At 33.4% G+C, this 15,582-nt stretch carries 13 protein-coding genes and 1 other RNA gene; 10 read left to right on the forward strand and 4 right to left on the reverse strand.

All coding sequences use genetic code 11. The annotated features are described in order from the left end of the window. Positions 1-97 precede the first annotated feature (97 nt). From PMOB_RS07695 to uvrB, 10 genes are all read left to right on the forward strand, one after another. A complete protein-coding gene (locus tag PMOB_RS07695) occupies positions 98-1,060 on the forward strand; it encodes a hypothetical protein (RefSeq protein ID WP_012209300.1) in 963 nt (320 codons plus the stop codon). A gap of 214 nt (positions 1,061-1,274) precedes the next feature. Continuing rightward, positions 1,275-1,970 (forward strand): hypothetical protein, encoded by a 696-nt coding sequence (locus PMOB_RS07700; RefSeq protein ID WP_012209301.1) that lies wholly within the window; start codon positions 1,275-1,277, stop codon positions 1,968-1,970. A 31-nt stretch (positions 1,971-2,001) separates the two neighbouring features. Further along, complete coding sequence (locus tag PMOB_RS07705) at positions 2,002-2,592, forward strand: thymidine kinase (RefSeq protein WP_012209302.1); 591 nt, start codon at positions 2,002-2,004, stop codon at positions 2,590-2,592. Positions 2,593-2,595: 3 nt separating this feature from the next. Then, positions 2,596-3,420: an aldo/keto reductase gene (locus PMOB_RS07710; protein WP_012209303.1), complete on the forward strand. Its 825-nt coding sequence runs from the start codon at positions 2,596-2,598 to the stop codon at positions 3,418-3,420. Between the two features lie 76 nt (positions 3,421-3,496). Further along, positions 3,497-3,596, forward strand: an RNA gene (ffs, locus tag PMOB_RS10090) — signal recognition particle sRNA small type. Between the two features lie 99 nt (positions 3,597-3,695). Beyond that, complete coding sequence (locus PMOB_RS07715) at positions 3,696-4,373, forward strand: class I SAM-dependent methyltransferase (RefSeq protein WP_012209304.1); 678 nt, start codon at positions 3,696-3,698, stop codon at positions 4,371-4,373. A gap of 1 nt (position 4,374) precedes the next feature. Next, on the forward strand, positions 4,375-5,127 hold the full coding sequence (locus PMOB_RS07720; protein WP_012209305.1) for an energy-coupling factor ABC transporter ATP-binding protein: 753 nt from the start codon (positions 4,375-4,377) through the stop codon (positions 5,125-5,127). Further along, positions 5,118-5,924: an ATP-binding cassette domain-containing protein gene (locus tag PMOB_RS07725; protein ID WP_012209306.1), complete on the forward strand. Its 807-nt coding sequence runs from the start codon at positions 5,118-5,120 to the stop codon at positions 5,922-5,924. The genes PMOB_RS07720 and PMOB_RS07725 overlap by 10 nt, the downstream gene beginning before the upstream one ends. 24 nt (positions 5,925-5,948) lie before the next feature. Beyond that, entirely contained in the window at positions 5,949-7,172 is a 1,224-nt protein-coding gene (locus PMOB_RS07730) for a hypothetical protein (RefSeq protein WP_041534119.1), read from the forward strand. Positions 7,173-7,216: 44 nt separating this feature from the next. Beyond that, complete coding sequence (gene uvrB, locus PMOB_RS07735; RefSeq protein WP_012209308.1) at positions 7,217-9,193, forward strand: excinuclease ABC subunit UvrB; 1,977 nt, start codon at positions 7,217-7,219, stop codon at positions 9,191-9,193. A gap of 108 nt (positions 9,194-9,301) precedes the next feature. Here the strand turns inward: uvrB and PMOB_RS07740 are convergent, their stop codons facing one another. The 4 genes from PMOB_RS07740 to PMOB_RS07755 all read right to left on the reverse strand — a co-directional run bounded on the left by PMOB_RS07740 (position 9,302) and on the right by PMOB_RS07755 (position 15,489). Next, positions 9,302-11,590, reverse strand: coding sequence for a methyl-accepting chemotaxis protein (locus tag PMOB_RS07740; protein ID WP_012209309.1), 2,289 nt, complete (start codon positions 11,588-11,590; stop codon positions 9,302-9,304). Between the two features lie 72 nt (positions 11,591-11,662). Next, a complete protein-coding gene (locus PMOB_RS07745; RefSeq protein ID WP_041534120.1) occupies positions 11,663-12,019 on the reverse strand; it encodes a hypothetical protein in 357 nt (118 codons plus the stop codon). Positions 12,020-12,036: 17 nt separating this feature from the next. Continuing rightward, positions 12,037-13,857: a translation elongation factor 4 gene (gene lepA / locus PMOB_RS07750; RefSeq protein WP_012209311.1), complete on the reverse strand. Its 1,821-nt coding sequence runs from the start codon at positions 13,855-13,857 to the stop codon at positions 12,037-12,039. 60 nt (positions 13,858-13,917) lie between these two features. Then, positions 13,918-15,489: a dynamin family protein gene (locus tag PMOB_RS07755; protein ID WP_012209312.1), complete on the reverse strand. Its 1,572-nt coding sequence runs from the start codon at positions 15,487-15,489 to the stop codon at positions 13,918-13,920. Positions 15,490-15,582: the final 93 nt, after the last annotated feature.

Consider the following 15,582-nt stretch of genomic DNA (forward strand, 5'->3'; position numbering starts at 1 on the left):
GCGGGTTTAAGAATGTGCCCAAATGCTTGGCTTAGCCTCGCACTTTGCAGGTGCGCAAAAAGATATCTGAAATTACCCTTAAGATAGGAGGTTGAAAATGTTCGGAATAAAAGAATTGAAAGCGAACATCGAAGTAACCGAAACAACGGTTGAATGTCCGGTTAAAGGTTGCAGTGAAAAAGTAGAAAGACAGGAAAAATTCTTCAAAAGGGAAGAGAGATTCAAATGTCCAAAGCACAATATCTATATCTCACCATCAACTTTTGAATATCAAAGTGAGTTGGACAATCTACTCTGGAAAGACGAGGCTGATTTGGATTTGTTTGAGAGAATAAAGAAAGTGAAACGTGAAAGCCGAATCGCACGTGACAATAGCGAAGATGCAGTTACTTGGAATGTTTTCAGATTTTTGGAGAGAAATAATTTGGTTGAAAGTACTCTAAGTTCTATCATCGGTACCACTTTAAGATCATCTGAAGTAATATATTGGTCATATAGTCAACAAGAGGATTCCAGTTGGTCTGAATTAAACAAAGCCAGAGAAGAATTTGGTGAAGAAATAAAAAGAAGTTCAGAACCAGATGTTATAATCAAAACTGACTCTACACTGTTCTTTATTGAGGCAAAATTGACTGCTGGAAATGAAAAGACTCCAGGAAATATTAATGATTCTAAGAAATATAAAACCGGTGGCAATGACTGGTTTTCAAAGGTCTTTAAGTCGGATTTCGAAAAAGTTGCGATAGTTCAGAAGAAATATGAGTTATTACGTTTCTGGCTACTTGGAACTTGGATAGCAAAACAAGAAGGTTTAAATTTCTATCTTGTCAATCTTGTATTGTTTGAACGAGAGAAAGACATTGAAGAGATTTTTAAAAGGCATCTCTATGAAACCCCAAGTAGTAAATTCATTCGTATTACTTGGGAAGATATTTGTCAACAAATCCTAAATAGCGGTTTCACAGGAACAGATAAAGATACAATGATAAAATATTTTGAGAATAAAACCATTGGATATGATTGGAATAGAAAATTACAAAGAGCATTTTCAATACCATGATGACATCAGATAACTCAGCATAAAAGGCTCGTATCCCCAAAAACTCATCCATATTTTTGCTTTGCAAAGACTCCTTTTATTCTGTAAACGTTCTGCGAAATTGTTTTGGGCTAGCTTAAATTTATTTATATTATTCACAGATAAAAGAATTATCAAACCATTCCAAAAATATGATAAAATAAAAAAGTACAAAACCATATTAGGGAGTTAAGGGATGCCAGGATATTTAACACACATTATCTTCGGTCATAAGATTTTTCCAAACAGTTTGAAAAATGTGAAGATGTTTAACCTTGGACTGATGGGCCCAGATATTTTTTATTACAATATTTCTGATCCCAAATATCACATTATTGGTGAAACGTTGCATAATGTTGATTTGACAAGGTTAATAAGAGAGATTCAAAAGGAAAGTCCAGAGTATGCCTTAGGTTTATACCTACATTCTTATCTTGATATGAAAATACATCCACGGATACATATCATAGAAAGAAACACTGGCAAATCACATACTAAAATAGAAACCTTGATCGATGCAGCTTTATTAAAAAAAGAGTGGAACACCACTGTTTTCAGGTTAGACAAGCATTTTTTCCCCAACAAATTACCAGCCAGGTTTATGAGGATCTTTGATGAAGTTTTGTATGAACATTACGAGATAGAAGATGTGAATATTAAAAACTTGTATGATGTTTTTTTGAAAAACTTTTTCTTCTTATACAAATGGTATCCTATCAAGGCGGTTGCTTCGTATGTGCTCTACGTTGTTTCCGTGGGAAGATTCAATTACAAGGACTATTTTATATTTAGAACCCCTTCCTTGGATATTCTGAATGATTTTGGAATTGAAACATTGTGGAAAGAGTCTTTGGATGAGATTGATCAACTACTATCCGAAAAATTTAATTAAAACTAATGAAAAAGGGATGTGAAACTTTAATATGGCAACAGGTAATTTAGTAGTAATTGTTGGACCTATGTATTCTGGCAAAACTTCCGAATTAATCTCTTTCATTGAAATTTACACACTTGGTAAAAAGAAAATAAAAGTCTTCAAACCTTTGTTAGATAACCGATACAATGAAACTTACATTGTATCCCACTCTAATACATCTGTTAAAGCCATTCCCATCAATAACTCCGCTGAAATTTTGCCTAAACTTGATGGAGACGAAAAAGCGGTTTTTATAGATGAAATTCAGTTTCTAGACGAGCCTCTTAGAGAAGTTGTTGTCGAGATGATCAACTCTGGTAAGGATGTTTATTGTGCTGGCTTGGATTTGAGTTATAAAAATAATCCATTCAAAGTTACTTCACTTCTAATGGCTCATGCAGACACGGTAATTAAAAAGAAAGCCGTTTGCCATGAATGTGGGGAGTATAGAGGTACAATATCTTACAAGATTGTTGAAAATGGTGGAGAAATAGATGTTGGGGGATTTGAAAAATATATCGCCGTCTGTAGAGATTGCTACTTGAAGTTGAATGAAAAAAAACAAAATCAAGATAAAAAACTGAAACAAGGGGGTTGATCTATGAGAATTACAAGCATCTATGATAACACAGAATTAGCCAATAAAGTGAAAATCCCTTGGTTGGGCTATGGGACGTACAAAGCCCATGGAGATGAGTTGATAGAGGGTGTAAAGTACGCTTTAAATATAGGATACAGATTGATAGATACTGCAGAAATGTACGAAAACGAAGAAGAGATAGGTAAAGCAATCAGGCAAAGTAAAATACCGAGAGATGAAATTTTTATAACCTCCAAAGTATGGAATACGAACCAAGGTTTTGAAAGTACTTTAAACTCTTTTGAAAATTCATTAAAAAGATTGGGAACAGATTATTTAGACTTATACTTAATTCATTGGCCTGTAAGTGGAAGATATATAGAAACCTGGAAAGCTCTTGAAAAGCTGTATAAGGAAGGTAGAGTAAGGGCTATTGGTGTGAGTAACTTTTTAATTCATCATCTCCAAGATATAATAAACAACTGTGAAATTACCCCTATGGTGAATCAAGTAGAATTTCATCCATACTTACTGCAAAGAGATCTTTTGGATTTCTGTCAAAGAAATAAGATACAGCTAGAGGCTTGGAGTCCATTAATGAGAGGAAGAGTTCAAAACATACCTCAGATAGTTGATATAGCAAATAAGTATAAAAAAACTCCCGCACAAATAGTATTGAGATGGGACTTGCAACATGGGGTGGTAACCATTCCAAAATCTGTGCACAAGGAAAGGATAAAAGAAAATGCTGATATTTTCGACTTTGAACTAACAGAGGAAGAAATGAAGATAATAGACAATTTAGATCAAAGTAAAAGATTTGGGGCAAATCCCGATGATTTTTAAGGTTAACATAGCTTTTAACAAGATTAATTGATTTTTCAACAATGAAATGATATAATATGAAAGCGTCATTACAGGAGGCTGGGTCCTGCGCAATAGGAACCCGCGAAACTGGTCAGGCCTGGAAGGGAGCAGCCATAAGCGGAGATTTCTATGTGCAGCAGGGTTACCCAGCCATCTTTAATAATTTTGGAGGTACGAATAAATTGACTCAAAAAAAGAAAAATAATAACGAATATGAAGATGTTCAAATATACGGTCCTGAAGATATTGCTTTCATGAAAGTTGACGAAGTAATAAAAAAAGTTAATAACGATCTGAACCCTGTAAAAGAAAAAGAAATCAAAAGAACACCCTCTTTTGAGCATTACTACACCGAAAACCCAACTTCAGAACTAACGGTAAAAGAATTAGTTTTAATATTAAAAAATGGGCATAAGTATCTTTTTAAAGCCCCTTCTGGAGTGTATGGAAAGAAAAGGATAGACAGGGCAAGCATTTTATTAATCGAAAAAGTAGAATTAACAAATGAAAAAGTTTTGGACATGGGATGCGGATATGGTGTAATAGGTATATCCTTAAAAAGAGAGTTTCCGGACATAGATCTGTATATGAGTGACGTAAACAACAGAGCAGTTGATTTTTCTAAGATAAATGCCAAAAATAACAACGTGAACGCTGTGATCAAACAAGGAAATCTATTCAAACCATGGGAAGATGACTACTTCGATGTTATTGTTAGCAACCCTCCAATAGTTGCAGGTAAAGAAGTATTACATGAACTAATCGAAGAATCTTATCACCATTTGAATGAAAATGGCAAGATATATTTAGTTGCTTACCACAATAAGGGTGGGAAAGCGTTAGAAAGTTACATGGAACAAATTTTTGGCAACGTAAAAGAGTTGGAAAAATCCGGAGGTTTTAGAGTTTATCTTTCGATAAAGAGGGGCTAAGATGTTTTTTGGATGCAAAAATCTTTCTTTCAGTTATTATGAAAAAAAAGTACTAACGAATATCAATTTAGACGTCAAAAAAGGCGAGTTTGTTGGTTTAGTTGGGAGTAATGGAAGTGGAAAATCTACGCTTCTAAAGCTTCTATGTGGTATTTTATTTCCTCAAGAGGGAGAAGTAATTATCAAAGACCAAAAATTAGATGAACACAATAGAATAAAGGTAGGTTATATTTTTCAAAACCCTGAAAATCAAATTATAGGGGTAACGGTTGAAGAGGATGTGGCTTTTGGGTTAGAAAACATAGGGGTCCCAAGAGAAAAAATGCTAGAAAGAATCGAATGGGCACTTTCAACGGTAGGGTTAGAAGGGTTGAACCACGCAGACCCAAATGCATTATCTGGAGGGCAAAAACAAAGGCTTGCAATAGCCTCTATTCTGGCAATGGAACCTGAGATTATACTCATGGATGAACCTACTTCAATGTTAGATCCAAAAGGTCGAAATGAAATCTATAAAGTTATACGCAATCTCAGAGAAATAGGAGAAACGATCATAATTGCCTCTCATCATTATTCTGACCTGGAGCATGTAGACAAAATAATCGCTCTCAACGATGGAGAGATTGTTTATGAAGGGGAGAAAGATCAATTTTACAAAAGTAACGTTATTCAATCTGAACTACCTTTCAACGAAAAAATAAAAAGACAATTTAATGCTGATTTAAAAGAGTTGGTTGATGAAATATGTCGATAATGTTTGAAGATGTAAGTTTTACTTACGCATTGAATACACCTTTTCAAAAGACAGCCCTAAAAAATATTAATCTGGAAATTAAAAAAGGGGACTTATGGTTATTCGTTGGACATACAGGATCTGGGAAAACTACATTGATAAGTTTAATGAATGGATTACTTCTACCCCGACAAGGAAAAGTCTTAGTTGAGGGATTATCCACAAAAGACAAAAAGGTCAACATAAAAGATATCAGAAAGAAGATAGGCATAGTTTTTCAATACCCTGAATCCCAATTTTTTCTTCCCACTGTAAAGGAAGAAATAATGTTTGCACCAAAAAATTTTGGGGTTCAACTAAGTGATGATTTACTAAAGTATTATTTAGAGTTGGTAAAGTTACCGGAATCATACCTCGAAAAAAATCCATTCGAACTCTCAGGTGGAGAAATGAGGAAGGTAGCTATTATCTCTGTTCTCTCATATAACCCTGATTATATAATCTTTGACGAACCCACTGTTGGATTAGATTACGTAACAAAAACTTCTATATTCAACCTTATAAAAGAACTTCACAACTTGGGAAAGACCATAATAATATCAACCCATTGGATAGACGAATTCGCCAGTTTGAAACCTAACGTACTGCTGTTAAAAAATGGAGAAGAAGCTTTTAAAGGCAATTTTGACGAATTTGTTTTACTGGATGAAAAAACTCTCTTGGAAGCTGGTATAATATTCAATGAAAAGATGCAATTGTATAAATGTGCTATAAAAACCGGGAAAAAGGAATTGGCTGAAAAGATTTCATCTATTTAAATAAAATTGAGGGGATGATGAAAATTGAAAAGGATTCTGATGTTATCTATTTTTGTTTCAATCTTTTTATTGCAGTTATTTTCTCAGTCTAGTGAAGTTATCGATCTAAGAAGAAGTTTTTTGATTTACACAGAAGGTGATTCCAGTATTGGTTCTTTGTTAGAACAATATTTAAAAAATGATCTCGAAGAACAAGGCAAATATAAGGTATTATCAAAAGATGATCTGTTATTAGAAAATCTTAGAGAAATGCTCGAAAATGAAGATTACATGAAGAAAAATCTAGATGCGGATTTTTTAGTCCATATTCAAATACTTGAAAGCTTCCCTAACTTAGAGAAAACCGAAGAATTAATATGGTGGGAGTACCGTATACTAGCGAAGGTCAACGTCGTCAAAATTTCCACAGGAGAAAACATCTATTCCAAACTTCTCACTTCAAGTGGCACCTCATACATAAATGCTAGTACAAGTGATTTTGAAGCGATATACTATTCAAGAAGATCCGCTACCAATAATCTTGCCTCTTCTATTTCTACGGAGTTGAACAAACTTTTTAAAATAAAAGCCAATATTATATCTATAGAAAATAAATATGTTCATATAGATGCTGGCAGAAACGTTGGAATAAGAGAAGGTATGATGTTTGAATTTGTAATCACTAAAGAATTGAATGGAGAGTTCTATGACCTTCACGGTGGGAAATTGATAGCCGAAGAAGTCTGGGATAACAACAGTTTGTTAAAGATACTCGAAGCCCCAAAAAATTTCAACTACCGAGATGAAAATGTTTACGTATTAGAAAATCCAACTCTCTCTCCAATAAGAACCATCACAGGAATATATTACGTGAACGAAGGATTTGAAAAAAACGGTGTCGGGTTCGAAGCTGGATTCGATAACTATGAACACTTATATACTGGATTCTCTTTTGTATTTTTGTTCGATGAAAGCACATTTGATGGAGATTTTGATTTCAAATTAGGTTATCTTAACTATCTATCAGAAACGGACGCAACCCTTTTATTGGGGATCTTAGTTGGGGTGAAAAGTGTTACAGCTTCGGATGATGCATCCGCTGTTTACTTTAAACTATCACCAGTTATAGATTATAGTTATTATATAAACGAAACCTCTGGACTATACATAGAAGCGGGATATAATTTCCTATTCCCCATAGAAGAAGTAGGAAATATCGAAACGACAAATGATTTTAAAATCAGTGCAGGATTCACTTTTAGATTCTAATATATTAGAATTTAAAGCAGAGGTTTGATGGAGGTGTGTTTATCATGTTTAAGCTTCGTTCCGAATACGAACCTCAAGGCGATCAACCAAAAGCAATAGAAGAACTCTCTTCTGGGATCAATAAAAATTATAGGTTCCAAACTTTACTGGGCGTTACTGGATCTGGTAAAACATATACAATGGCTAATATTATTGCAAACGTGAATCGACCAACTTTAGTTCTCTCTCCGAATAAAATCTTAGCCGTTCAACTATACAACGAATTCAAAGAGTTCTTCCCGGAAAATAGAGTCGAATTTTTTATAAGTTATTACGATTACTATCAACCAGAAGCCTACATCCCCTCTCGAGACATATACATAGAAAAAAATGCAGACATAAACGATATTTTAGTTAAAATGAGGCTCTCAACGTTAAAATCAGTTTTAACAAGGAGAGACGTAATTGTAGTTTCAAGCGTCTCAGCTATCTATGCCTCGGGCAATCCCGATGACTTTTCAAACATAAACCTTTATCTGAGAGTGAATGAAGAGTATTCTAGAAGAGAAATCTTAATTAAACTTGGTAAAATGCAATACACAAGGCAAGAAAAAGATTATCTCGGTGGAACGTTCAGATGGAAGGGTGATGTTTTAGAGATATTCCCTCCTTACGAAGATTTTGGAATAAGGGTAACTTTTTTCGATAACGAAGTCGAAAAGATCGAAGCACTTGACGTATTCAACAGAACCATAATAGAAGAATTTGATAAAATTACTATTTATCCAGCGAAAGAATTTGTAACCAGTCAGGAAAAGATTTTTTCAGCTATTGAAAGAATAAATGCCGATCTGCAAACCCAAATAGAATATTTCAAAAGGGAAGGTAAACTTTTAGAAGCTCAACGAATAGAGCAAAGGGTAAAACAAGATTTAGAATTCCTTCAAACATTGGGATACTGTAAAGGGATAGAAAATTATTCAAGGTATTTCGATGGTAGGAATCCTGGAGACTCTCCATGGACACTTTTGGATTACTTCGATGAAGATTTTGTTACTTTTATTGACGAATCTCACATAGCGGTACCACAGTTAAGGGCAATGTTCAGAGGGGATTACGCGAGGAAGAAAAATTTAGTTGATTACGGGTTTAGATTACCATCAGCCTTAGATAACAGACCTTTAAGATTCGAAGAATTTTTAGAAAAAACCAATCAAATTATCTTTGTATCAGCTACCCCAGGGCCATTTGAAATGGAAGTATCAGACCAAATAGTTGAACAGATTATTAGACCTACAGGACTTGTGGACCCAAAGGTTGAAGTAAAATCTACGGAAGGTCAAGTGGACGATTTCATATCCGAAGTAAAAGAGGTTGTAGAAAGAGGAGAAAGAGCTCTAGCGGTGGTTTTAACAAAGAAAGATGCCGAAATCCTCTCAGATCATTTAAACCTAATGGGCATTAAATCATTGTATCTACACTCTGAACTCGATACAATTGAAAGGTCAGAGGTAATAAAAAAAATAAGAAACGGCGAAATTGAAGTAGTTGTTGGTGTAAACTTACTTAGAGAAGGGTTAGATTTACCGGAAGTTTCTCTTGTTGCCATAATGGATGCAGATAGAGAAGGATTTTTAAGGTCTGAAACAACGTTGATTCAAACGATTGGTAGAGCTGCAAGAAACGTTCAAGGTAAGGTATTACTGTACGCCGACCGAATAACGGAGGCGATGAAAACTGCCATCGATGAAACAAACAGAAGAAGAGAAATACAGATTCAATACAATATAGATAACAACATCACTCCAAAAAGTATCATTAAAAAATTACCAGAAGACATGTTTGCACCATTCAAAGATAACGAGGTAAAAGAAGAAGATTATATATTCGCTGTAGAGGAGAACCTCTCTCCGGATGATTACTTGGCTATGCTTGAAGAAAAAATGTACGAAGCAGCCTCCGAATTAAAATACGAAGAAGCAGCAAGATACCGAGACGAGATCAAAAGGATAAAAAGAAAATACAACATCAAACAAAATTGACTATAAAAAACAAAATATGGGAAGGAGATAGATAACTTAATTATCTTTCTCCTTCCCATAGTATAATATGCGCTGCTCGGTATTTCACATACAGCTACCTTTTTATTTTTATTGCAGTTTATTTATCATATTTTTTAGACCCTTTTTCAATTCACTTGAAATCTTTTTTACTTCAGAAAGCAAAGCTTGTTTATCTTCTCTTGTTCCAAGTTCTTCAGTTTTTTTGTGCAATTGTGCATGTAATCTTAAGACCTGTGCCCAATCATCAGCTAGCTCTTTTTCGATCTGAATTGTTTTTGAAAAAATACCGAAACTACATCTATCTGGATTAATTTCTAAATCAATATTAGGATCCTTTAACTTCTTTTCAAATAAATCAACCCAATTTTGATGAGCTTTTATAGCTTTTTCAAACTCTTTTATTTTCTCCTCGTTATTGTATAAACTAAAAGTTGATACAGTTTCTATAAGTGCATTAAGTCCAGTAAAAACATGCTCTGAAACATTAACTAAATTTTCACTATCTTTGGATAGAATATCCGTATCTTTAGTAATACCTTCAACACTATTTCTTATTTGATCGACCATTTTTGAAACAGAATTCATGTTTGAACTTATTTCTTCCGCTGTAGCAGTTGTTTCTTCAGTATTGGCAGAGAAATTTTCAATTATTTCGTTCATTTCGGATATTCTTGAATTCATCTCTTCAAACTGTCCCAATACATTTTGAGATTCATCCTCAGTTTTTTCTATGAGATTTGATGTTTCTTTATTCGAAAGATTTGTTTTTTGAGATATTACTATTAGATCAGTTATTATTTTTGCTATGTTTTCAGTGGCTTTTTTACTTTCTTCTGCGAGTTTTCGTATTTCATCCGCTACTACAGCAAAGCCTCTCCCAGCTTCGCCAGCTCTAGCTGCTTCTATGGCAGCATTCAAAGCTAATAAATTAGTTTGTTCAGTTATACTATCTATTGTGTTTATTATTTCTTTTATTTCTTCAGAATTTTTGGAAAGAATTTCTGAGTTTTTCATTGATTCTTCAGCTTTTTTAACAGCTTCAAACAGCATTTCGTTCATTCTTTCAATATTTTTTACACCCTCATCTGAACTTTGGTGTATTCCATTTGATATTTCGTTCAGATTTTGTGCCGATTTTGCCTGATTATCGTTTGCAGCGGTTAAATCTTCGATACTTTGACGTATTTCATGAATTCTCTCATCTGTATCTTGTGCATTGTAATTGATGTCCTTTGTTTTTTGATTGGTGTTTTCTAAATGTTCTTTAGAAATTTGTGATGACCTCGCAAGATTGGCACTTAAAATTCCAAAGTCTTGAGAGATTTGAGTTATTCTCATCATTGAATTTTTGAGTTTGTTCACAGCTTCTTTGATTGAGTTAGATATTGTCTCAAATTCACTATCTAAATTCATACCAGAAAAATCTAAAACCAAATTTCCATTTGAAAAATCGTTGACTTTATTTTTCAAATAATTAACTTCTTTAACTAGTTTTCTAGATATGAATAGAGTAACCAAAATGATTATTAACAAAATAGCAGAACTGATAATTATAGAATAAAATATCCCGTTTCTGTTGTTAGAGATAATTTCACTGTAATCTATTTTTGTTCCTACATATCCTATTACTTTATTACTAAAATCTACTAGAGGGAACATAGCCATTAAATAATTATCTTTTATTTCGTAGAAAAAATTATCTCCGGATTTTATTGAATCTACATTAGTGGTGAATATGGTAAGATCATATTTATTTGATTCAAAAATTTCTACTTCACCACTTAAATCGTTATCAAAAATTTTAAGAACAGAGTCTCCTTCGATTTTCTCTAAGAATTCTTTATTTATTGATAAACCCAATTCTGCTGTACCTTGAAATTCATTATTATAATACACTGGAGCTACATATCTAAAACCTAATCCAGCTCTTCCAATTTCAGGGCCTGAAGTAGGTTCTTTTGTTTTGTTTACCTGATTTATTGTTTCCCTGAAAGAACTCAAATCATCACCGTATTGTCCTGTGTCATGTAATCTCAAAAAAGTAACAGAGTTTTTGTGAAATTGAAATTGCTCAATATTATTTTCCCTTAGCGTGTTCCAAATCGGAAGGGTCAGTTCTTGAAGCTTTTGACGATCATTCTCTGCAAAAGCTTTTGCAATCTCTTCATTTGCCAAAATAGAATCTAAAGTTCTTTTTAAAGAGTTTTCAAGGTTTTTTAATTCGCTTAAGTAACTATAATTTACCTGTTCTACAAAGTTTTCATTTTGAAAATCATAAACCTTCTGTTGATAAAAAATAGATACAAGAATTATACTTATAACCCCGACTATTACTATTACTGGAACGAAAAAGTTTAACTTTGTTCTAATTTTCATATGTGTTCCCCCCTATATAATTTGTGGGACGGGAAACTTAAAAAATGATACTATAAATCTGACCTTATGATTTTACCCTTCTCGATTGTGATTTGCGTGTAAACTTCGCACCTTCTTTCTCAAAAATCTATCCGTATCAAAGAAGAACCTGAAAAGAGCCCAAATGAATATAAAAAAGATACATAATGTAACCCACAACATTTCAACTTCTCCCATGGCTCCAAAAATACCTGTACCTCTTATACCAGTGATGATAAACGCCAAAAGCCACTCTTTACTCAAAAGAGCTACAATGGTTATAGCAAAAAGAATCCACGGTTGGTTAATAACCAAAGAAAACACAAATAAAGAAGCCAAACCGGCAATCCATAGGATTATTCTGTAGATATTTCGACCTTTACTTTTACTCTCTTTTAAATCTCCTGCCAACTCTGACACCTCCAAATTTATTCTTCATCTTCGTTAACCTTCAACAAAGCCAGGAAGGCCTCTTGAGGAATATTGACTTTACCAATCTCCCTCATCCTTTTTTTACCTTCTTTTTGCTTTTCTAGCAATTTCATCTTTCTGGTCACATCTCCACCATAACACTTCTGAAGGACATCTTTTCTTAAGGCTTTAATAGTGGATCTTGCGATTATCTTACCCTTGCAATATGCTTGGATAGGTATCTCAAATTGATGTCTAGGAATTAAATCTCTTAATTTATCCACTAATTTTCTTGCAAGTGTATAGCTTTGACTGTCATGAACAACGTAAGATAAGGCGTCAACTTTCTCTCTATTTATTAAAATTTCTAACTTCACTAAATTAGACTCTTTGTACCCTGTTATCTCGTAATCCATAGAGGCGTAACCTTTACTGATAGCCTTCATCTTATCGAAGAAATCGAAGATCAAATCAGCCAAAGGAATTTCAAAATGTAAAACCACCCTATTCTTACCTGCGTTTGAAACATGAGAAAAATTACCTCTTTTTTCAACTTGAGCCAAATTTATTAAATCCCCCATATAATCAGGTGGAGTAATAATATCCAACTTACAAAAAGGTTCATAAACTTTTTCTATCAAATCTTCATCGGGAAACTCTGAAGGATTTGTAATTTCTATTTCTTCTCCATTTCTTAGCTTTGCTTTGTAAATTACGCTAGGAACAGTAAGAATAACAGCAAGTTCAAATTCCCTTTGCAAACGTTCTTTAACCACATCCATGTGAAGCAAACCCAAAAAACCTACCCTAAAACCGTATCCCATAGCCGGGGAACTTTCAGGAGTGAATACAAGAGAAGCATCGTTCAATTTCAACTTTTCAAGAGCCTTTCTTAACTCCTCATAATACTCTGGCAAACCTGGATAAAGTCCCGCATAAACCATCGGTTTTACTTCTTTGTACCCTGGAAGAGGTTTTTCTATGGGATTCAGTGCATCAGTAATCGTATCTCCTACTCTTGCCTGCTCTATATCTTTTATTCCAGCCACAATATAACCTATTTCGCCAGCAGACAGATCCTCTGTCTCTATCATCTCTGGGTGAAAGATCCCAACCTCGATAACTTCATAGGTTGCATTAGAAGCCATTAATTTAATCTTGTCACCTTTTTTAACCTTTCCTCCAAATATTCTACAATAAACGATGATACCTTTGTACTTATCATACTTAGCATCGAATATCAAACCTTTCAACTTGTCTGAAGTATTGCCTTTACTAAGGGGAGAAGGGACCTTTTGAATAATCAATTCCAGTAAATCTGTAACTCCCTCTCCAGTTTTTGCACTAATAGGGATTATTGAGTCAGCTTCAATACCAACCAAATCATTTATCTCCAACATCGTTTCATCGATATTTGCAGTGGGAAGATCTATTTTGTTTATTGCACCAATGATCTCCAAATTGTTTTCCATGGCTAAATACGTGTTAGTAACGGTTTGAGCCTGAACACCTTGTGTGGCATCGACCAGTAAAATAGCACCTTCACATGCTGCCAAACTTCTCGAAACTTCATAGGTAAAATCAATATGCCCAGGAGTGTCCAAAATATTCAGCTCATATTCATTTCCATCCTTTCCAGTATAAAAAACCTTGACCGGATGTGATTTTATAGTAATTCCTTTCTCTCTTTCTAAGTCCATTGAATCTAAATACTGTTCTCTCATATTTCTTTCGTCTATCGAATGTGTCAATTCCAGTATTCTATCCATCAAGGTTGTTTTTCCATGATCAATATGTGCAATTATTGCTATATTTCTAATAAAATTGGGATCAAACAAAAAAGAAAGCACCTCCACAAACCTAAAAATATAGAAATATTATATCATAAAAAAGATAATCTAAAAAGATTTACTATTAAGAGACGACTCTATATCTTCCAATTGCCTTGAGTATCCATCAATTCTTTCTTTTAGATCTTTGAAATGTTCTAGCTTATTTATCTCCTTTTTAAATGCCTCGTAGTTTTCAAACATACTTGTTTGCATTTTTACCTTTAAGCTATTTATAAAATTTTCAACATTAGATTTAAGTGTATTTTCTAAAGCCTTCATTTGATTAGAAATTTCATTATCCAATCTTTTTTGAACACTTCTTGAGATGTATAACCTGTTCAACAGATTTTTGTTTTTAAACGTTACTGTTTTAAAGGTTCTATCTAAAATTTTGTTGATTTCTTTTTCTAAATCATTGGAAAAAATAATAAACTCTTTATCAACATCCAACTTTAACTTTTCCCTTAAGAAAGGATCGATTCCTAATCTATCTACAACTTCCTTCTTATCAAAAAATCTATTTATTCTGCTCTTTTCTTCATCCGTAATGTTTAAAATCTCTCTGGTTATTCTATCGTTCAGGGTTTTTGATACTTCTTTTTTGAATTGAGAAATCTCATACTCGATATTTTCTTTCACTTTTTTCTGCGTCTTATAAAAGTTTAAGATTGAATCTTTCAAATCAGTTAACTTATTCAAGTAATAATTTTTTATAGCATCATTAATTGAATCAAACCTAATATTAAAAAAAGAATGATTCTCTCCCAAAAACGCATTAAGGGTTTCATAATATCTCTCAAGAACTTCCAATTCATCGATTTTTTCGTTCAAAATGTTGCTATTTTGGTCAACGGAAAATCTAATCTTACCTATAATTGTTTTCAATTTCATTCTTTTCTTGTCATGACTACCTATTTCGTTAAAAATATAATCTCTAACCTGTTGGAACCCACTATCAGGTTTAGATTCAATTTCTAGCTTAGCTGAAGTTAAAAAGATTTTGGGATCTTTCAAATCTATTTTGTTGCATCTATTTATAAGCTCTTTTTTAGCCATTTCTATCTCTTCTTGTGAAGCTCTATCCTTCTGGGAGAGAATAAAGATGACATCTTTTTTCAAATCCTTGATGATCTTTTCGATCAACTCCCAATCGCTTTTTGTATATATATTTTTCGAGTCGAAAACAAACATTATCAGATTGCTATTTTCTAAAAAATCTCTGGTAATCTTTTCATGTTTCTCCATTATTGTGTCCGTTCCTGGGGTGTCTATTATCTCTATTCCTTCCAAAGAATCCAAATCTTTGTAGATTGTAACCATATCACCTTTTGTTTCAACGTTCCCTTGACCCTTTCGAACGATTGTTATTTTGGAAGTCTGAGGTCCTGGTCCAACCTCGAAGATACTCTCTTCTCCTTCTTTAATTCCAAGTAAAGCGTTTAAAAAACTACTTTTACCAGCTTTAACTTTACCTACAACTACAAAATTGAAAAGTGTTTCAAATTCGCTCTTCACTTCGTCAATTTTATCTTTAATCAAAAAAGAATTCCCATTGATAAGCTCTAAATAATCTTTCAACAAGGCTTTTAACTTAGATTCTTCTTTCTTGAATTTATCGCTAACTAAGGGTATTCCCATAGAACACCACCTCTCATTTTTGAATCCGGTTTTATCAATTATATAATATTTGTTATCGATTTTTTACTACATTATAAAAAGAGTATATCAGAT

The organism is Petrotoga mobilis SJ95 (assembly GCF_000018605.1).
Lineage (GTDB): Bacteria > Thermotogota > Thermotogae > Petrotogales > Petrotogaceae > Petrotoga > Petrotoga mobilis.

Excerpts from the sequence above, each read along its gene's own strand:
- PMOB_RS07710 (WP_012209303.1), top strand. The coding sequence starts at position 2,596 with ATGAGAATTACAAGCATCTATGATAACACAGAATTAGCCAATAAAGTG.
- PMOB_RS07740 (WP_012209309.1), bottom strand. The coding sequence starts at position 11,590 with ATGAAAATTAGAACAAAGTTAAACTTTTTCGTTCCAGTAATAGTAATA.
- PMOB_RS07720 (WP_012209305.1), top strand. The coding sequence starts at position 4,375 with ATGTTTTTTGGATGCAAAAATCTTTCTTTCAGTTATTATGAAAAAAAA.
- PMOB_RS07715 (WP_012209304.1), top strand. The coding sequence starts at position 3,696 with ATGAAAGTTGACGAAGTAATAAAAAAAGTTAATAACGATCTGAACCCT.
- uvrB (WP_012209308.1), top strand. The coding sequence starts at position 7,217 with ATGTTTAAGCTTCGTTCCGAATACGAACCTCAAGGCGATCAACCAAAA.
- PMOB_RS07755 (WP_012209312.1), bottom strand. The coding sequence starts at position 15,489 with ATGGGAATACCCTTAGTTAGCGATAAATTCAAGAAAGAAGAATCTAAG.
- PMOB_RS07700 (WP_012209301.1), top strand. The coding sequence starts at position 1,275 with ATGCCAGGATATTTAACACACATTATCTTCGGTCATAAGATTTTTCCA.
- PMOB_RS07695 (WP_012209300.1), top strand. The coding sequence starts at position 98 with ATGTTCGGAATAAAAGAATTGAAAGCGAACATCGAAGTAACCGAAACA.
- PMOB_RS07705 (WP_012209302.1), top strand. The coding sequence starts at position 2,002 with ATGGCAACAGGTAATTTAGTAGTAATTGTTGGACCTATGTATTCTGGC.
- PMOB_RS07725 (WP_012209306.1), top strand. The coding sequence starts at position 5,118 with ATGTCGATAATGTTTGAAGATGTAAGTTTTACTTACGCATTGAATACA.